At 66.0% G+C, this 17891-nt stretch carries 16 protein-coding genes and 1 riboswitch; of the genes, 7 read left to right on the top strand and 9 right to left on the bottom strand.

The genetic code is table 11. The annotated features are described in order from the left end of the window. Positions 1 to 236: 236 nt before the first annotated feature. The 3 genes from IEX97_RS04520 to IEX97_RS04510 all read right to left on the bottom strand — a co-directional run bounded on the left by IEX97_RS04520 (position 237) and on the right by IEX97_RS04510 (position 3234). On the bottom strand, positions 237 to 716 hold the full coding sequence (locus IEX97_RS04520) for a hypothetical protein (protein ID WP_188881392.1): 480 nt from the start codon (positions 714 to 716) through the stop codon (positions 237 to 239). Between the two features lie 189 nt (positions 717 to 905). After that, positions 906 to 1079, bottom strand: a complete 174-nt coding sequence (locus IEX97_RS04515; protein ID WP_188881391.1) for a hypothetical protein — start codon at positions 1077 to 1079, stop codon at positions 906 to 908. Positions 1080 to 1146: 67 nt separating this feature from the next. Beyond that, a complete protein-coding gene (locus IEX97_RS04510; protein ID WP_229776389.1) occupies positions 1147 to 3234 on the bottom strand; it encodes an ATP-dependent helicase in 2088 nt (695 codons plus the stop codon). A gap of 279 nt (positions 3235 to 3513) precedes the next feature. Here IEX97_RS04510 and folE point away from each other — a divergent pair, with 279 nt between their 5' ends. Then, positions 3514 to 4125 (top strand): GTP cyclohydrolase I FolE, encoded by a 612-nt coding sequence (gene folE, locus IEX97_RS04505; RefSeq protein ID WP_188881389.1) that lies wholly within the window; start codon positions 3514 to 3516, stop codon positions 4123 to 4125. 36 nt (positions 4126 to 4161) lie between these two features. Here the strand turns inward: folE and IEX97_RS04500 are convergent, their stop codons facing one another. Further along, positions 4162 to 5985 (bottom strand): AMP-dependent synthetase/ligase, encoded by a 1824-nt coding sequence (locus IEX97_RS04500; RefSeq protein ID WP_188881387.1) that lies wholly within the window; start codon positions 5983 to 5985, stop codon positions 4162 to 4164. Positions 5986 to 6158: 173 nt separating this feature from the next. On the opposite strand from IEX97_RS04500, the gene IEX97_RS04495 reads away from it, so the two are divergent. After that, on the top strand, positions 6159 to 6596 hold the full coding sequence (locus tag IEX97_RS04495) for a hypothetical protein (RefSeq protein ID WP_188881386.1): 438 nt from the start codon (positions 6159 to 6161) through the stop codon (positions 6594 to 6596). On the opposite strand, the gene IEX97_RS04490 is transcribed toward IEX97_RS04495, so the two are convergent. Further along, positions 6524 to 7507 (bottom strand): homoserine dehydrogenase, encoded by a 984-nt coding sequence (locus tag IEX97_RS04490; RefSeq protein ID WP_188881385.1) that lies wholly within the window; start codon positions 7505 to 7507, stop codon positions 6524 to 6526. The genes IEX97_RS04495 and IEX97_RS04490 overlap by 73 nt on opposite strands. Positions 7508 to 7658: 151 nt before the next feature. Then, a riboswitch (SAM riboswitch) is annotated at positions 7659 to 7776 on the bottom strand. A gap of 287 nt (positions 7777 to 8063) precedes the next feature. On the opposite strand from IEX97_RS04490, the gene IEX97_RS04485 reads away from it, so the two are divergent. From IEX97_RS04485 to IEX97_RS04465, 5 genes are read left to right on the top strand one after another with little or no spacing between them, the layout of a single operon-like run. Then, the gene (locus IEX97_RS04485) at positions 8064 to 9809 is read left to right on the top strand and encodes an ABC transporter permease (RefSeq protein ID WP_188881384.1); all 1746 of its coding nucleotides are present in this window, start codon (positions 8064 to 8066) and stop codon (positions 9807 to 9809) included. 24 nt (positions 9810 to 9833) lie between these two features. Then, a complete protein-coding gene (locus IEX97_RS04480; protein ID WP_188881382.1) occupies positions 9834 to 11138 on the top strand; it encodes an ABC transporter ATP-binding protein in 1305 nt (434 codons plus the stop codon). A 12-nt stretch (positions 11139 to 11150) separates the two neighbouring features. Then, positions 11151 to 11900 (top strand): phosphocholine cytidylyltransferase family protein, encoded by a 750-nt coding sequence (locus IEX97_RS04475; RefSeq protein ID WP_229776379.1) that lies wholly within the window; start codon positions 11151 to 11153, stop codon positions 11898 to 11900. Next, on the top strand, positions 11848 to 12657 hold the full coding sequence (locus IEX97_RS04470; RefSeq protein WP_188881381.1) for a CDP-alcohol phosphatidyltransferase family protein: 810 nt from the start codon (positions 11848 to 11850) through the stop codon (positions 12655 to 12657). The genes IEX97_RS04475 and IEX97_RS04470 overlap by 53 nt, the downstream gene beginning before the upstream one ends. Positions 12658 to 12694: 37 nt before the next feature. Further along, positions 12695 to 13849, top strand: coding sequence for a glycosyltransferase (locus tag IEX97_RS04465; protein WP_188881380.1), 1155 nt, complete (start codon positions 12695 to 12697; stop codon positions 13847 to 13849). 16 nt (positions 13850 to 13865) lie between these two features. Here the strand turns inward: IEX97_RS04465 and IEX97_RS04460 are convergent, their stop codons facing one another. The 4 genes from IEX97_RS04460 to IEX97_RS04445 are packed head-to-tail and all read right to left on the bottom strand — an operon-like array spanning position 13866 to position 17762. Then, positions 13866 to 15056, bottom strand: coding sequence for an acyl-CoA dehydrogenase family protein (locus tag IEX97_RS04460; protein WP_188881379.1), 1191 nt, complete (start codon positions 15054 to 15056; stop codon positions 13866 to 13868). 60 nt (positions 15057 to 15116) lie between these two features. Continuing rightward, entirely contained in the window at positions 15117 to 15866 is a 750-nt protein-coding gene (locus IEX97_RS04455; protein ID WP_229776377.1) for a PIG-L family deacetylase, read from the bottom strand. Positions 15867 to 15908: 42 nt separating this feature from the next. Then, positions 15909 to 16220 carry a DUF1806 family protein gene (locus tag IEX97_RS04450; protein ID WP_188881377.1) on the bottom strand — a complete coding sequence of 104 codons (312 nt, stop codon included), beginning with the start codon at positions 16218 to 16220 and terminating at the stop codon, positions 15909 to 15911. Positions 16221 to 16244: 24 nt separating this feature from the next. Next, complete coding sequence (locus tag IEX97_RS04445; RefSeq protein ID WP_188881376.1) at positions 16245 to 17762, bottom strand: carboxypeptidase M32; 1518 nt, start codon at positions 17760 to 17762, stop codon at positions 16245 to 16247. Positions 17763 to 17891: the final 129 nt, after the last annotated feature.

The raw sequence follows: 17891 nt of genomic DNA, 5'->3' as shown, positions 1-17891 counted from the left end.
GCGCCGCGCGGCCGCGCCGGCTCCTGCCGGCGCCGCACCGGGGACGCCGGGCCACGATGGGTGCGCGCGGGTCGCCGCTTGCCCGTCTTCGGCGTCGTCATGCTGGACAGACCTCCTCGCTCTGCAAACCCTTCCTGCACACCAATGTATGCAGGTGGCAGAGCGGCCGTCCCTGTCCGGCACGACGCGCGCGGCGCCTTAAGACCGCATCGCATCCGCAGACGCCGCCATGCCCGTCACTTCCGCCTCAGTTCGCCGCGGCCCAGCATCCGCCGCCACCACGAGCCTTGTTTGGTCCCGTTGTCTCCCGGCTTGGCCCCCTGGCGCTTGGCGGGCGGCGGCGCCACGACGAACCCGATGTAGTTCCCGGCGATGTCCATCTTGTATTTGCGGTTGGGCTGGATCTTGTCGAACTCCTGCTTGGTGGTGTGAAACGTCATGACCTGCATGCGATTGACCTGCACGCCCCGCACGTTCTGGGAGACGACGACGCGGCCGGTCACCTGGTATGTCTTGAACTTGGCGTACTTCAGGATGCCCTTTGCGCGCGGGCTCTCCCGGACGACCTTCTTGTTGAGGACAAACACCTCGCGCCGCTCCTTGAGCGCCGCGTACTGCTCGTCAAACGCCTTCTGGCGCTTGCGCGCGTACAAAAACAACCCGATGTACGCCGCGATGAGGAGCGCGGCGACGACCGCCACGACGATCCACGACATCAATCCCATCGTCCCCCCGAACAGACCCGGCAGCGAGCCGGCGCGCGGGAAAAGCCACTGCCCGCTTCCCGCCTTGCCCTGTTCGTCTATTTTAGCATGTTCCACCAACCGGCTCTAGCCGCCGGGACATGCAAGCAGCGCGGAGGACCGCCGGCAGCACGACAGGGGGGATGGTTCCACCCGATGCCATCACCGATGGCATCCATCGTGGAGGTGAAGGTGCAGGCAGTCCTCGCACACCAGGCGGACCTCCGCGTCCGGGTCGGGATCGGCCGGGTCGAGCACAGGTGCGTAGGCGGATTCCGGGTCCACTTCCCACAGTGTCCCGCAGTACGGGCAAACGGCCTGGATGGTGTCCGACATCATGCATCCTCTCCCTCACGCCGCCCATGGCGGATTTACGCCATAGGGTGCCCGCGGGACGAGCGTTTCAACCCACCGGCCGCACGTGTCGTTTCGGGACGTTCTTCTCACCCACGCTGGGATGGAACATCACGACGAGCTCCTCGGCACCGTCCGCACGGCCGTGTACCGCCAGCACCACGCCTTCCCCGTACTGGGGGTGCAACACATGGTCCCCGGACCGGACCGGCCATCCAGAACCCGCGGTGCGGTCGATCCGCTCGACACAAGCCTCCGGCAGTTCACCCAAGAAACGCGACGGGTCCCGCGGCGAGACCTGTCCGTACAAGGTGCGCTCCGTGCAGTAGGTCAGGTACAGGCGGTCCTTTGCGCGCGTGATGCCGACGTAGCAAAGGTTGCGCTCCTGCTCGATGGCCGCCTCATCGTCGAGGCTGCGGGCGTGGGGGAACACCCCTTCCTCCATCCCGACGATGAACACGACCGGGAATTCCAAGCCTTTGCTGGCGTGCAGCGTCATCAGCCGCACCGCGTGCTCCGGCTTCCCCTTCTCCTTGTCCACGTCGGAGAGCAGCGCCACCTCCGCCAGAAACTCGAGCACGCTGCCTTGGCGCCGGCGGTCGAACGACCGGGTGACGGAGAACAGTTCGTCGATGTTCTCCAGGCGCTGCAGGTCCTCCGGCTTGCCGCTCTCCGCGTACATCTGGCGGTACCCGGTGGCGTGGAGCACCTCCGCCAAAAACTCCGTGACCGTCATGCCCTCCATCCAGAGCATCAATTCCTGGAGGACATCGTGGAACTGACGGGCGGAGGCGGCCGCCTTTTCGGCAAGCCCTGCCTCCTCGCCGCGCGCCAACGCCTCGAGCAGCGTGATCCCTTCCGCATGGGCGAATGCCAGCAGCTTGTCCGCCGCCTGTTCTCCCAGGCCCCGCTTCGGCCGGTTGAGGATGCGCAGCAAGGAGATCTCGTCCTGCGGGTTCGTGAGCACGCGCAGGTACGCCAACACGTCCTTGATCTCCCGGCGGTCGTAGAACGTCAGCCCGCCGACGATGGTGTACGGGATGGCGTGCGCCATCAAGGCTTCCTCGATGGCGCGGGACTGGGCGTTGGCCCGGTAGAGGACCGCGCAATCCCCGTACGATCCGCCCGCCGCGACGTGGGCTTGAATCTGTTCGGCCACGAACCGCGCTTCGTCCGCGCCATCCTGGAGCGCACAGACCACGATGGGCTGCCCGCGCCCGCGGACCGAGCGCAGGCGCTTCTCGCGGCGGCGCCGGTTGTGCTGAATGAGGTGGTTGGCCGCCTCCAGAATGACTTCCGTGGACCGGTAGTTGGTCTCAAGCGCGATGACCGCCGCGTCCGGGTAGTCGCGCTCGAAGTCGAGGATGTTGCGGATGTCGGCGCCGCGCCAGGCGTAGATGGCCTGGTCCGCGTCCCCGACCACGCACAGGTTGCGGTGCTTGCCGGCGAGCAGGCGGACCCACTCGTACTGGGCGCGGTTGGTGTCCTGGTATTCGTCCACATGGATGTAGCGGAACTTGTCCTGATACCGCGCCAAGACCTCGGGATGGTGCTCGAACAGCCGGATGGTCTGGGTGATCAAATCGTCGAAGTCCATCGCATTGGCGGCGAACAAACGCGCCTGATACCGCGCCATGACGGCGGCGGCCACCTCATCGAACAGCCGGCGCGCCTTGGCCGCCGCCTGGTTTGCGTCGAGCCGCTCGTTCTTCCAATGCGAGATCTGGGCGTGAATCGCCGCCGCATCGAACTTCTTCAGGTCGTGGCCGAGATCGAGAAGCACCTGTTGGATCAGGGTGCGCTGGTCCTCCGCGTCGAGGATGGTGAACGCAGGCGTATAGCCAATCGCCTCCGCCTCGCGGCGCAGGATGCGCACACATACGCTGTGAAACGTGCCCATCCAAAGGTCGTGCGCCGCCTTGCCCACAAGTTGGGCGACACGTTCCTGCATCTCGCGCGCCGCCTTGTTCGTGAACGTGATGGCGAGGATCTGGTGCACCGGCACGCCCTTGACTTGTACCAAATACGCAATCCGCCGCGTCAACACGCTCGTCTTGCCGCTGCCGGCACCTGCGAGGACCAAGACAGGGCCTTCGGTGGTGGTCACCGCCCGCAGTTGCTCTGGGTTCAGCCCCATGAGCACGTCTCGATCCGCCTCGTGCACGCCTTGCGCCGCCGTTTGCCCTGCACCGGTGCGGGCGGCCGGATGCAACCCTGGCCGTACGGTCATGCTGCTTGCCTCCCCTGGACATCCAGCCGCCGTTTGCGCATGATGGCGATAAAGCGGTCGGCTTTCCCGCGCCGTCCACGACTACTATAATGAAGTGGCATCCAAGCCGCAACGAACAGACGGCTGCGGCGCGCAGCTTCTGCCGCCGCCCTGGCGCGGGGCGGCCGGTTGCCGAGGAGGAACCCAATGGCGCACGAGCTTTCATATACGAATCCCGCACCGGCTGCGGATACGGAAACGGATGACCGGCGGGCGGCCATCGCCTATCACGTCCGGGAGATCCTGCGCTTGTTGGGGGAAGACCCAACGCGGGAGGGGCTGCTGGATACGCCGGTGCGCGTCGCCAAAATGTACGAAGAGATGCTCGAAGGCATGTGGATGCAGCCGGAAGACGTGCTGACGACGACGTTCGCCGAGCGGGCGGAAGGGCCGGTCATCGTGTCGGACATCACGTTCTACAGCCTGTGTGAACACCACCTGGTCCCGTTCTTCGGCCAGGCGCACGTCGCCTACCTGCCCGGCGACAGGATTGTCGGCATCAGCAAGGTGGCGCGTCTGGTCGACGCCTTCAGCCGGCGGCTGCAGGTCCAGGAGCGCATGACGGAGCAGATTGCGCAGGCGATGGATGAGGTGCTGCGCCCGCGCGGCGTGATCGCGCTGGTGGAGGCGGAGCACACCTGCATGTGCGCGCGCGGGGTACGCAAGCCGGGCTCGCGCACGACGACGCTCGCGGCGCGGGGCTTGTACGCGACCGATCCCGGATTGCGCGACGAGTTTCTCCGCCTCATCCGCCGTTGAACCCCTGGCGGCGGCCCGGCGCCGCCATCCGGCCGCTCAATCCTGCCTGTCGGGCGGGGCGTTGGCGTACAGGTCGTCGATCTCGGCGGCGTAACGGGCCCACACCGCATCGCGCCGCACCTTGTGCGTCGGCGTGAGCAGGCCGTTCTCGACGGAGAACGGTTCCTCCGCCACGATGATCTTCTTCGGCCGCTCGAAGTCGGCGAACGGCGCGGTGTGCTCCGACACCTCGGCCAAGAGGCGCGCCGCCAGGGTGTGCGGCGTAAGCCCCGCCTGCTCTGCCGCCGGCGAAGGGACCACGATGGCGCTCACGAACTTGCGCCCGTGGCCGGCCAACACCGCCTGCTCAATGAGCGGGCTGCGGCAAATGGCCGCCTCGACGGGGGCCGGGACGACCTTCTTGCCGGTGGAGAGGACGAGCACGTGTTTTTTCCGGTCGTTGATCCGCAGGTATGCGCCGTCCACCCACTCGCCGATGTCTCCCGTCTTGAACCAGCCGTCGTCGGTGAACGCCGCGCGGGTTTCCGCCTCGTCCCGGTAGTAGCCGGGCGTGACGGACGGACCGCGCACCCAGATCTCCCCGTCCGGCGCCAAGCGCACCTCCACGTTCGGCAACACCTTGCCGGCTGTCCCCAACCGCGGCGCCGCGGGCAAGTTGACCGAAACCACCGGCGACGTCTCGGTCAAGCCGTACCCCTCGACCACCGGGATGCCGCACGCTTGGAAGAAGCGGCCGACGTGCACCGGCAGCGGGGCTCCGCCCACGATGATCATGCGCAGGCGGCCGCCGAGGGCGCGGCGGACGCGGCGGTGGACCAACAGGTCGTACACGCGCAGGCGCCCGCGCGCCCCGCGCGCACCGTCCACGCGCACGGCGGCGCCGCAGGCGACGGCTTGTTGAAACAAGCGCCGCCGCCATCCCGGCATCCGCGCCACATCCGCCTCTATCCGTTCCATCACCTTCTCGAGCAGGCGGGGCACCGTGGTCAGTACGGTCGGCGGCATGCTGCGCAGGTCGTGCGGAAGTTCCGCAAAGCTGCGGGCATACGCGATGGACGCCCCTTGGGTGAGGGGCACGAACTGGCCTGCTGTCCGCTCGAAGATGTGGGACAGCGGCAAATAAGACAAGGTGCGATCCCGCGGTGCGAGCGGCACGTATTGGACGATGCCTTCGATGTTGGCACACAGGTTTTCGTGCGTGAGGCAAACCCCTTTGGGCGATCCCGTCGTCCCCGATGTATAGACGATGGTGGCGAGATCGCCCGGCTTCACGTCCGCCCGCGGGCCATCCGTCACGTGCGCAGGCGCCGCCTGTTCCGCCCCGCTGGCGACCAACCAGCCGCGGGCGCGGGCGGCCGCCCACACCGTGGGCCCGGTCCCCTCATCTTCCCCGGCGCCATGTGCAGCACGATGGACGGCACCTTGCGCCGCATCATCCTTTGCGGCGAGCACCACCGCGAAGCGCACGCTCGCACACGCGCCCGGCGGCAGCGCCAAGACCTGCCGCAACCGTTCCGCTCCGTCGACCACCACACCCACCGGGGCAGCGTGGTGCACAACGTGCGCCAACTGCGGCGGCGAGGCGTGCAGGTCCAGCGGGACCGTCACGGCACCCAGGCTCATCACCGCCACGTCGCTGACCGGCCACCATGCGCGGCTGGCGGCGAACAGGGCCACCCGGTCCCCCGGGCGGACGCCGAGATCGGCCAAGAGGTCCGCCATCCGCACCACCTGCGCCCAGAACTGCCGATACGTGAGGGCGCGGTACCCGCCGCCCGGCACCGGGTCCCACAGCGCGGGTGCGTCCGCGTGCCGTGCGGCCGACGCGGCCAACCAATGGACGAGACTGCGAGACGGCATCCTGACCACCCCATCCGGCTCCGCGACCGGCATGCGCTCAGCCTCAACCCCACGCCTGCGCCGGCTTGCTCTCGCATCACCTCTATCCTATCATGACAACAGGCACATGATGACCGTAGCGCACCGGCTGCCTGTTCCGCCATGCGCCGAACGGAAAGGAGAACGGTCACGCGGTGAACAAGACAGGCCTGTTCGTGATGCTCCTGATCATCATCGGATTCTTGGTGCTGCAGCACCGCACCGTCCCCAATGTGCCGCTGCCGTCCGCGTACCACGCGCAGGGAGCGACCATCCAGATTCCGCTGGCCATGCGCTACGACCTCAGCCAAGAAGAGGTGTGGACGCTCAGCAAACGGGCGGACGCCGACCAGTACTTCGCCTCCGTGTTCGCCAAGGAGCGTTTGTTGCGCCAGTTCGCCACCACGAAGCTGCTCTCGGCAGACGGCGGCCGGACGTACGCCACCGCCGGGCAGATCCGGGTGAACGGCGTCCTGTACGAAGCGACGCGGCTCCACGTCAACCCCGACGGCCGCACGGGTTACATCGTGCTCACGCGGGTCGGCTCCGACCGTACAGCCGGCAACCCCGCCGCCGGCACCGCCAACGGATAAACTGCCGTGGCAAAACCTGCTGCGCCGAGCGCGCGTTTCAGCGCGGCAGCCGATACCATCAGGGCGTTGTCCACGCCGTCGACGGCGTACAGCGGATCGCCAGGAAACACCACCTGCGGGCCCACACCGGCCATGAGCGCCCCACCCTCCGCGGTCCGCGCTTCCGCCACCAGGCGCAGCTTGCCGCCCAAGGCGCGCACCGCCGCGATGTCAAGCGGGCTCACGTGCGCGATGCCTGTACACGGGATCCGGTCCACGGGCACCGCGATTCCCAACGTATGTTCGATAAGAATCTTCAGCTTGGCGCGCGCGTCCCAACCTGACAGGTCATACGTTGGATCCGGTTCGGCGTAACCTTTGGCCTTTGCTTCGGATAAAGCTTCTTCCAGGCTGCATCCTGTTTCATCCATACGGGTGAGCACATGATTGCACGTCCCGTTGACGATACCACGCAAAGCGCGGATGCGGTTGATTTTGAAGTACGTATCCAGCAAATGAATGACGGGGACTCCGCCAAGAACCGTCGCTTCGTTGAGGAGGACAGCGCCGTGCCCCCGTGCCACGGCGCGCAGCGCGACACCATGAGCGGCCAACAACTCCTTGTTGGCGGTGATGACCGTTTTCCCGTGCGCCAGCGCTGTCCGGACAGCTTCGAACGCAGGCTCAACCCCGCCCATCGCTTCCAGCACCACGTCCACATCCCCCGCGGCACTCACCTCGCGCCAATTGGCAGTCAGCCATTCCCGCCGGACCAAGGGGGAACGGGGGCGGTTGAGATCGCGCACCGCAATGCGTGAAAGCGCGATCTCGACGCCAAGCGCAGCCCAACGCTCGCTGGTTTCCGCCAATACTTCGACCACGCCCGTTCCGACCAGGCCGCAGCCCAACAAGCCGACGCGCACCTTCCGCATCCTACGCCTCCTCCTTCCCGCGACGCCCGCAACTCGCACACGCGACACATGGTTCACACTTGCGACGAAGTAACCCGCAAGGTCCTCACGCAGTAAAAAAGCCGCTCTCCGAGGAGCGGCCGTGGTGAACGTGCGTATGTCCGGTCGCCGCCTCTCATCTCTCAGACTCCGTGCGCAAGAGTCTGCAGGAATTGGCACCATTCTGAACCACGTGGTTCAGTGGTTGCCGGGCTTCATCGGGCCAGTCCCTCCGCCACTCTCGATAAGAGCCAGGCTGCTTGGCTTGCTTGTCTTGATATCACTTTTCGTACGTGTTCGTATGCGTACGCCGACGGCGTCGCTAGAAATCATAACACCGCTCGTCCGGCTCGTCAAAAGGAAGCGCCGTGTCCAGGGAGGTCCCATCCCTTGTGCCTTTTGTTGGACACATGTTACAGTGAAGGCTGACGCGCGCGGATGTTGTGCGTATCTGCGGCGGACGGCCCTTTGACCGGCAGCACCCACGCATGTCATCCTGCACAGTCCCCTGCACCGCAGGCGAAAGCGAGGTGGTCCCATGGTGAGGCGGATTTGGAACATGCCTGTGCGCACCCGCGTCTCGTGGATCGACGTGGCGGTCGCCGTGTTCGTGTTTGCACTCCTGTTCGTCATCATCAAGCTCGGCACCGGCATGGGCGTGCCGCTCTCGCCAAAGGACCAGCCGCACATTGTGTTGGATTGGCGGATGCTCCCGTACTACGCGGGCCGGTCGCTGTTGCGCATGTTCATCGCGTACGCGTGCTCGCTCCTGTTCACGTTCATCTACGGGCGGATTGCCGCGCTCAACAAAACGGCGGAAAAGGTCATGATCCCGCTCCTCGACATCCTGCAGTCGGTGCCGGTGCTCGGATTTCTCTCCGTCACGGTGACGGGGTTCATGGCGTTGTTTCCGCACAGCCTGCTCGGCGCAGAGTGCGCGTCCATCTTCGCCATTTTCACGGGCCAGGTGTGGAACATGACGTTCAGCTTCTACGCGTCGGTGGCCAGCCTGCCGCGCGAGCTGAACGAGGCGGCCAAGGTGATGCGCTTCGACGCGTTCACCCGCTTCACCCGACTGGAGCTGCCGTTCGCCATGATTGGCCTGGTCTGGAACAGCATGATGTCGTTCGGCGGCGGATGGTTTTTCCTCGCCGCCAGCGAGTCCATCACGGTGCTTAACCAGAACATCCAGCTGCCGGGGCTGGGATCGTACATGGCGACGGCGATGAACCGCGGCGACATCCCGGCGCTCATCGAGGCCATCGTGACGATGGTGTTGGTGATCATCCTTGTGGATCAATTGTTCTGGAGACCGATTGTCGCCTGGTCGCAGAAGTTTAAGATGGAACTGAGCAACGCGGGGGATCAACCGACCTCCTGGTTCCTCAACCTGCTCCGGCGTTCCGCTTTGGCGCAGTGGATTGGCCGCCAAGTGTTCGGCGCCCTGGGCCGGGCCATCGACCGGGCGATGCTGCACCTGGCGAAGCGGGCGCAAGCGCGCGGACCGCGCCTGCGGCCGGCGCCCGTTCGCCGCGGCCTGAAGTGGATCCTGTTGGCCGCGGCGGCGGCGGTCGTCGCGTATTACGGCTACCTCGGCGTGGTCGAAGTCAGCCGCCTCGGCTGGCGGGATATCCTGCACGTGGTGGTGCTCGGCTGTTTCACCGCCCTGCGTGTCTTCGCATCGACCGCGCTCGCCCTGCTGTGGACCATCCCGGTCGGCGTGGCGATTGGGTCAAACCAGCGGGCGTCGCAGATCGCGCAGCCGGTGGTGCAAATTTTGGCCTCGTTCCCGGCCAACATGTTTTTCCCGTTCATCGCGCTCATGTACCTGAACTGGCACGTCAACTTCGAGCTGGGCGCAATACCCCTGATGATGCTGGGGACGCAGTGGTACATCCTGTTCAACGTGATCGCCGGAACGATGGCCATCCCGAACGACCTGAAGGAAGCGACGAAGGTGCTGGGCCTGCGCGGATGGGAACGCTGGAAGCGGCTGTACCTGCCCGCCATCTTCCCGTATGTGGTGAACGGATGCGTCACGGCGAGCGGCGGGGCCTGGAACGCCAGTATCATCGCCGAGTTGGTGTCGTGGCACAAGCACACCCTCGTTGCAGCAGGACTCGGGGCGTACATCACGGAGGCCACAACCCGCGGATCATGGCCGAACATCGTCCTCTCCATTGTGGCCATGGCGGTGTTCGTGACCATCATCAATCGCTTCCTGTGGCGGCCGCTGTATTCGTTTGCCGAGTCGCGCTACCGGATTGAATGGAGCGGCCGCTGACCCCGCACCTGGAGGTGTACGACGATGGCGGTGCTGTTGGAGCTCAAGCACGTGAGCAAGCGGTACGACGCGCCAGGGGAACAAAACGTCACGGTGCTCGACGACGTGAACCTGACCGTGAGCGAAGGGGAGTTCGTCGCCATCCTCGGCCCTTCCGGTTCCGGCAAGTCGACGCTGCTCCGGATCATCGCCGGGCTCGTGAAGGCCACGTCCGGGACCGTCAGCTACCTCGGCCAGCCCATCGTCGACACCAACCCGGGCGTGAGCATGGTGTTCCAGTCGTTCGCCCTGTTTCCGTGGCTGACGGTGCTCGAAAACGTGGAGCTCGGCTTGCGTTACAAGGACTTGAGCCCGCAGGAGAAGCGCAACCGGGCGCTCGCGGTCATCGACATGATTGGCCTCGACGGCTTCGAGGGCGCGTATCCGAAGGAGCTCTCCGGCGGCATGCGCCAGCGTGTCGGGCTCGGCCGCGCCCTGGCGATGGAACCGGACATCCTCTTGATGGACGAACCGTTCTCCGCCCTCGACGTGCTGACGGCGGAAAACCTGCGCCGCGACCTGCTCGAGCTCTGGCTGGAACGCAAAATCCCGACCAAGTCCATCATCCTCGTCACCCACGGCATCGAGGAGGCCGTGTATATGGCCGACCGCGCCATCGTCCTCTCGCGCGATCCGGCGACCGTCATCGCGGACATCAAGATCACGCTGCCGCACTGGCGTGAGCGCAAGGACGAGAAGTTCACGCGCCTGGTCGACCGCATTTACTCCATCCTCACGCATTCCGACGAGGCGCGCGAGGTGTTGCCGTCGGCGCGCGGCGAGTCCTCACGCCGGTACGTGGCGCTCCCCAACGTCCCGTCGGGCGCGCTCACCGGCTTCCTTGAGCTGCTCGACGACCTCGAGATCAAGTCGGACCTGTACAAGCTGGCCGATGAACTGATGTTCGATCTCGACGACCTGCTCCCCATCGTCGAGGCGGCGCAACTGCTCGGGTTTGCGACCGTCAGCCAGGGCGACATCTCGCTCACCGAGGTGGGTAAGCAATTCGCCGCCGCCAACGTCTTGGAGCGCAAGGAGCTGTTCCGCATCCAGCTCAAAGAACGTCTGCCCATCTTCGAGCGCATCCGCTGGGTGCTCGAGTCGAAGCGCAACCGCAAGATGCCGCGCGAGTTTTTTCTCGAGGTCATCCGCAAAAGCGTCGGTACCGAGGCGGCCGAAGTGCAGCTCGACACCATCATCGATTGGGGCCGGTACGCCGAGTTGTTCGCGTATGACGAATCGTCGCGGGTGCTGTACCTCGAGGACGACGAGGACCCAAACCGAGGTTGAAGGAGCTGGTATGTGTTGCAATCGATTCGCGCCATCATCTTGGCCGCAGGCCAATCCGCCCGCCTGCGCCCGCTCACGGCGGACAAGCCCAAGTGCCTGTTGCCGATGGGCCACAAGACCATTCTCGATTGGCAACTCGAGTCGTTGCACGCCGTGGGCGTCGACGAGGTGCTCATGGTCGTCGGCTACCGCCAGGAGATGATCCGGGATCACGTCCGCACCCGTTATCCGCACCTGCGGGTGGAGTTCGTCGAAAACCCGGACTACCTGACGACCAACACACTGTTCTCCCTGCGGCGCGCCCTCGAGGTGTACGACGGTGACTTTTACTACCTGAACGCCGACGTCGTCTTCGACGAACAGGTCCTCCGCCGCCTTGTCCCTGGCACCGACGGCGGCTATCTGGCGGTCGACCGCAAGCAGTGCCGCGAAGAAGAGGTCAAGGTGCTGGTCGACGGCAACCAGGTGACCGCCATCGGCAAACACCTCGACCCTGCGCAGTGTTACGGCGAATTCATCGGCGTGGCCAAGTTCTGCGGCGGCTTCCGGCAGCGCTTTCGGGCTTCCGTGTTTGCAGAGGCGGTGGCCGGCCATGAGATGAAGTTCTTCGAACACGCGCTCGACCAGATGCCGGACAAGACCGGCCTGTTCGCCATCGACATCACCGGCCTGCCTTGTGTGGAGATTGACTTCCCGGAGGATTACGAGTATGCCGTCAACCAGGTCCTCACCACGTTCCAAACCGCCAAGCCGAGCGAGTGAACTCGCGCGGATTGACGCGTGCGCCAAGCGGCCCATCGACATCTGGACCAACTATCTCTACTATCCGCTGTCCATCCGTTTGGTGTACCTGATCCGCAACACCCGCATCACGCCGAACGCATTGACCGTCGGATCGCTCGCGCTGGCGCTCTTGGGCTGCGGACTGTTTGCACTCGGACGCCGGCCGGACGTGTTGTGGGGATTGCTCCTCGTGCAGGTGTCGTACGTGATGGACTGTGCGGACGGGCAACTCGCCCGTTACCGGCAGCAGTTCTCGCCGTTCGGCGGCTGGCTCGACCAGGTGGCGGACCGCATCAAGGAGTTCGCCATCTACTTCAGCCTGGCGTACGGATATACCCGGCTGCATCCGGGCGACACGCGGGTATGGATGCTGGCCACGGTGGCGTTGTTCGCTTTGTATCTGCTCGAGTATTACGGCCAGATCCAGTCCCGGTTCGGACAGGAACGTTCCGGTCAGCGTGCGGCCGCCAGGGAAGAGACGGCACCCGAACGCGCTCCCGGCGGCGTGCAGCCGCGTGCCGCCGCAGAGGAAGACGCGTTTGCGCGGATGCAGCGGTGGCGGAGCCTCGTGCCGTTCCGCGGCTTCATCATCGGCGAGCAGTACTTCGCGCTGCTCGTGTTCCTGCTGTGCGGCGCGGTGTACCTGCTGTTCGCATTCGTGGCGGCGCTGGGGCTTTTGATGTGCATCTACCGGCCGCTGGTTCAATTTGTAAAATACCGGCGCGCCGCGCGCTGAAGGGATGGAGAGAAAGCGACAGAAAGGGGGGACAACCATGCGCCCGACCATTGTGCTCACGTCCGCCGTCTCCTGGTCCGGCGTGACGGCCCGCCCGCACCACTTCGCCCGTCTGCTCGCCGCGCGCGGGTGGCCGGTGCTGTTCGTCGACGCCCCGGTGACCCTGCTCGGCCCCGTCAAGAACCCAAGCCTGCGTCCGCTGCTTTTACCCAAACCTGTCGTGCGCGACATCTCCGTGGCGGGCGCAAACGGATGGCTGCGGGTGCTCTCCCCGTGCGCGCAGCTGCCGTTCGGCAACATGTGGCGGTGGGTCAACCGGTTGAACCAGCGCTGGCTCGCGTATTTCATCCGGGTGGCGGCACCGGGTCCGTACGTGCTTCTCGCCACCCTGCCGGGCAACGTGGACCTCATCCCGCGGCTGCGCCCGCTTGCGGTGCTGTACGACTGCGTCGATTTCCACGCGGAGTTCCCCGGCTTCGTGCGCCCGGAGACGGTGAATCAAATGGAGCAGGAACTCGTCGCGCTCTCCCGTGCGGTGTTCGCCACCGCGGACGCGCTGTACGAGCGGATGGCGGCGTGGCACGGCTCCGTGACGCTGTTGCCCAATGCGGCGGAGACGGAACACTTTGCGCAAACGCTGACCAGCCCCGTCCATCCGGCACTGGCCGCCATACCCGAGCCCCGCGTCGCCTTCGTCGGCGGCATTGGCGGCTGGATCGATCTCGATTTCATCCGTGTCATGGCGCAGGCGCGCCCGCACGTGCACTTTGTCATGATAGGACCGGTGGAGACGGATACCTCGGCGCTGCAACGCTGTGCCAACGTCCACTTTGTGGGTCGCCAACCGTACGCCGAACTGCCGCAATGGCTGGCCGGGTGCCAAGCGGCGCTCGTGGCGTTCAAGCGCAACGCCCTCGCGCAGAGCGTCAATCCCGTGAAGGTCTATGAGTATCTCGCCGCCGGCCGCGAGGTCATCGCCACCCCCATCCGGGAGGTGGTGAAGCTCCGCGACCTGGTCTGGCTCGCGGAAGACGGCCAGGCAGCCGTGGCGGCGCTGGACCGCATCCTCGCCGGGGAGCGCAAGGTGACGGAAACGGCGCGGCAGGCGTTTGTCCGTGCCCACACCTGGTCCGCGCGCGTCGACAGGTTGGAGGAAGCGTTGCTCTCCGCCCTCCCTTCCCGGTGGAGGTGAACGCGCCCCGCAAGCATCACGCCTGCGGGGCCTTCGTGTACGGCGCGACGGCCGCCTGCGCCAACATGCGGTATGTGGCGTCGTCCATCGGCGGGTTGTGCAGGCCGGCGCGCACATCCCGGTACAGCCGCTCCAACGGCATGTCGCGCCACAGACTGCGCGCCCCGACAATCCGCATCGCCAGGTCCACCACCTCGATGGCGGCGTTGGTGGCGAGCGTCTTCGCCGCACCGAACTCGTGCTTCATCGCCACCCGCGCTTCGGGCGATCCGCTGTCCCAACGGGCGGCGAGATCGTACATCAAGGTGCGGGCGGCGAGCAACTTCAGTTCCATCTGCCCCAATTTTTCCTGGATGTGCGGCACCTGTGCGATAGGGTGCGGCAGGCTGTTCGGCTGGTAGGTCGCCGCGTACTCCGCCGCAATGTCCCGCGCCGCCAACGCGATGCCGAGGTAACACGCGGGGATGTGCAACATCCAGCCGCCCCCGTCGTCTTGGCGCGCCTTCTGCCCGCCCGGGCCGACCGTCCCCACCCGGTAGCGCTCCGGCACGAACACGTCCTCGAGCACGATGTCGTGGCTGCCGGTGGCGCGCATGCTCATCGTGTTCCATGTCTCCTCAATGCGCACCTGCTCCCCGCGCACAAGGAATTCGCCCACCTCGTCCGTCCCCTCGACCGTCGCCGTCACCAAGATCCAGGACAAAGCCGGGCTGAGCGTGCTGAACGTCTTGCGGCCGCGGATGCGGTAGCCGCCATCCACCGGCACCGCCCGCGTCTGTGGCTTCCCGCCGCGGCTCGGGCTGCCGGTCGCCGGTTCGGTGGCGCAGCTGTTGATGAGCGCTCCATCCGTGACGCACGACCTGCACACCTCCGCGAACACGTCTTCCGGGAACGGCCGTGTCGTGCGCAGGTTCAACATCATCCCCACGTGCCAGCCGATGGCGAGCGCCGTCGATCCGTCCCCCCGCGCCAACTCCTCCTGGCAGAGCAACATTTCGTACAGGGAGATCTCCTCGCCCCCGTACGCTTTCGGCACCGTCCAATGCACGTAGCCGCAGGCGCGCAAATCCGCGATGTTCTCGTGCGGAAACGAAGCCGCTTGGTCGTGCTCCGCGGCCCGGGCGGCGAACTGGCGCGACAACGCATGGATGACCTGCCAACGGCTGCGCTCCGTCTCGTTGCGGATAAACCTGTGCTCACGCTCCATGCCGCGTCCCCCTCTGCCGTTCAGTGAAAGTCCTCTCCCAGCCCAACCGTACGCGCGCACTCAGAGAAGTCCGTCCGCCTCCCGCATAAACGGCGGATACGCTTGGATGAAGTACTCCGTCCTGCCGAGCCGGCGCAGCGCTTGCTTCTCGCTCTGCCACAGGTCCGCGTGCAAACCCGACTGCGTGCGATGGGCCCGAAACGCCCGCAGCTTGGCCTGCAAATGGCCCGCCACATCCACCGCGACGAACTGCTCCCGCCGCAAGCCCCATGTCTCAGCCTGGTCCACCATGTGCGACCAGGCGACAAAGTACAAGCGCGCCTGTGGCTGCGTCTCCCGGTATGCGGCGAACGCCTCCGTGGCCGCAAGGCCAATGGCGCAGTGGTCCGGGTGACCGCCGAGGCGTTCGTGAAACGTGATGACCACCTCCGGCTGTTCCAGCGCCAATTCGCGCAACACCATCTCCCGCAGCCGCCCCGGCGGCTGAATCTCCAGCGTCTTATCGCGCAGGCCGAGCAGCGACAGGCGGGCGATGCCCAGCGCCTCGCATGCAGCCCGCAATTCTCGCTCGCGCACCTCACCGATGCTCTCCCGCGTCGCCGTCGGCGGCACGCCCATGCGCCGCCCCATCTCGCCCCGGGTCGCGCAGACGAGAACCACCCGGCAACCCGCGGCGGCCAGCTTCGCCAACGTGCCGCCGCAGATGAACGTCTCGTCGTCCGGGTGGGCGAACACCGCCACCACCGTCCGCACGGCTTCTCCCCCTTTCCCGCTGTCCAAGGCGATCCCGCCGTATGGCCCATATGACAAATCTCCGTCTCCGCCCGCCCGACACGGACGGCCCGCGACCGCCTACACCGGAAACGGCCGCAGACTCACCTCGAGGGTGCGGGCGATGCGGTCGAGATCGTCGTAGGCGGTGAAGATCACCAACTCAGGTTCCACCTGCATATGGGTGACGTCGTCGATGTGGATCAAACCTTGGCCCTCGTCGAGCTCGAGGTACACCCGGTACGGACCGTCGCCTTTGATGTGGGCGCGGGCCAGACGGGTTCGGCCGTTGCGCCAGTACGCCCCCGGGTTGACCTCCAGGTGAATGAAGACATCGCGGCCGGTCCACGCATGGAGCGCCGCAGCCGCCGCCTCGCGGTTCATGGGTTGCATATCCCGTGCCCCTCCTCACCTGGGTCAGATGCCGTAGATGGGCCGGTACTTCTCGTCGAGGTACGCCGTCCAATAGCGAGCGTCGAGCGGCTCCCCCGTCACCTGTTGCACGATGTCGCCCGGCGTCAGCAGCTTGCCGAAACGGTGGATCTTCTCATTGAGCCACGCCTTGACCACGCCCAGGTTCCCGCGCCGGACCTCCTCCCAGACACCGGGCACCTCGCGCTGCAACGTGGCGCGAAACTGCGCCGCGTACAGGTTGCCGAGGGCGTACGACGGGAAGTAGCCGAAGTCCCCGCCCGACCAGTGCACGTCCTGGAGGACGCCGAGGGCGTCGTTCGGCGGCACGATGCCGAGGTACTCCTGCATCTTCGCCCGCCACGCCTCCGGCAGGTCGGCCACGCGCAGATCGCCCTCGATGAGCGCTTTTTCCAGGTCGTAGCGCACCATGATGTGCAGGTTGTACGTCACCTCGTCCGCCTCGATGCGGATGAGCGACGGTTCGACCGCGTTGATGGCGCAGTAGAAGTCGTACACCGGCACATCCGCGAACTGCGCCGGGAACAGCCGCACCAACTCCCCGTACGCACCTTCCCAGAACGGCAGCGAACGGCCGATCATGTTCTCATAGAAGCGCGACTGCGACTCGTGGATGCCCATCGACGTGCCTGTGGCGAGCGGCGTGCCGATGAACGACGGATCGATAGCCTGTTCATACAAGGCGTGGCCACCCTCGTGGATGGTCCCGAACAACGACGGCCGCAGGTCGTCCGGCACGAACTTGGTGGTGACCCGGTTGTCATAGCGGTTGATGGTCGTCATGAACGGGTGCACCGTTTCGTCGAGCCGCCCGGCCTCAAAATCGTAACCGATCCGCTGCAGCATGGCGATGGACAGCGCCCGCTGCTGCCCGACGTCAAACGGGCGCGCCAGAATGCCCGTGTCGGGCTTGCGTCCGCACTGGACAATCTCCTGCACCAACGCCACGGTGTGCGTGCGCAAGGCGCCAAACAGCTCGTCGAGCCGGCGCACCGTCATCCCCGGCTCGTACTGGTCGAGCAAGGCGTCGTACTTGTGCTCACCGTAGCCCCAATGGTCGATGAACTCCAGTTTCATGGCGACAATTTGTTCGAGGTACGGCGCGAAGCGCGCGAAGTCCGACGCCGCCTTGGCCTCCTCCCACACCGACTGGGCTTCGGATGTCAACACCTTGTACGCCGCGAACCGATCCGCCGGGATCTTGGCCAACAGGTCGTAGTCCCGTTTCGTCTCGCGCACGATGGCCTGGTCCACCTGGCTCAGCTCCGCGTACACCGCAGGTTCCGTCAGGCGTTCGAGCCACTCGGCCAACTCGGGCGCCGTCTGGAGGCGAAACAACTCCGCGGCCAGGGTGCCGATGGTCTGCGCCCGCAGCCCCGCCCCCTTGCGCGGCGCGCCCGTGCGCGCGTCCCACTCGAGCAGCGCCACCGCCTCCTGGTAATGGCTGATCTTCTTCAAGTGCTCGCGCAGTTTGGCGATCACGTCCGCAACCGACTGTGTCACACCGGCAGCCTCCCTTTCGTCGTCGCGGCGGGCAAACAAGGAGCTCGCCGTCTTTCGCCATTATACCGAAAACAGGAAATGCCCGCAGGTTGCGGGCCAGCCGCCGGTCTGGCATTCACGCGGCCGCAC

Origin of the sequence: Paenalicyclobacillus cellulosilyticus (genome assembly GCF_014647315.1) — a bacterium.
Classification (GTDB): Bacteria; Bacillota; Bacilli; order Alicyclobacillales; family Alicyclobacillaceae; genus Alicyclobacillus_J; species Alicyclobacillus_J cellulosilyticus.
This window is presented reverse-complemented; position numbering and strand designations above follow the sequence as displayed.

Excerpts from the sequence above, each read along its gene's own strand:
- IEX97_RS04520 (WP_188881392.1), bottom strand. The coding sequence starts at position 716 with ATGTCGTGGATCGTCGTGGCGGTCGTCGCCGCGCTCCTCATCGCGGCG.
- IEX97_RS04515 (WP_188881391.1), bottom strand. The coding sequence starts at position 1,079 with ATGTCGGACACCATCCAGGCCGTTTGCCCGTACTGCGGGACACTGTGG.
- IEX97_RS04510 (WP_229776389.1), bottom strand. The coding sequence starts at position 3,234 with ATGGGGCTGAACCCAGAGCAACTGCGGGCGGTGACCACCACCGAAGGC.
- folE (WP_188881389.1), top strand. The coding sequence starts at position 3,514 with ATGGCGCACGAGCTTTCATATACGAATCCCGCACCGGCTGCGGATACG.
- IEX97_RS04500 (WP_188881387.1), bottom strand. The coding sequence starts at position 5,985 with ATGCCGTCTCGCAGTCTCGTCCATTGGTTGGCCGCGTCGGCCGCACGG.
- IEX97_RS04490 (WP_188881385.1), bottom strand. The coding sequence starts at position 7,507 with ATGCGGAAGGTGCGCGTCGGCTTGTTGGGCTGCGGCCTGGTCGGAACG.
- IEX97_RS04485 (WP_188881384.1), top strand. The coding sequence starts at position 8,064 with ATGGTGAGGCGGATTTGGAACATGCCTGTGCGCACCCGCGTCTCGTGG.
- IEX97_RS04480 (WP_188881382.1), top strand. The coding sequence starts at position 9,834 with ATGGCGGTGCTGTTGGAGCTCAAGCACGTGAGCAAGCGGTACGACGCG.
- IEX97_RS04470 (WP_188881381.1), top strand. The coding sequence starts at position 11,848 with ATGCCGTCAACCAGGTCCTCACCACGTTCCAAACCGCCAAGCCGAGCG.
- IEX97_RS04465 (WP_188881380.1), top strand. The coding sequence starts at position 12,695 with ATGCGCCCGACCATTGTGCTCACGTCCGCCGTCTCCTGGTCCGGCGTG.
- IEX97_RS04460 (WP_188881379.1), bottom strand. The coding sequence starts at position 15,056 with ATGGAGCGTGAGCACAGGTTTATCCGCAACGAGACGGAGCGCAGCCGT.
- IEX97_RS04450 (WP_188881377.1), bottom strand. The coding sequence starts at position 16,220 with ATGCAACCCATGAACCGCGAGGCGGCGGCTGCGGCGCTCCATGCGTGG.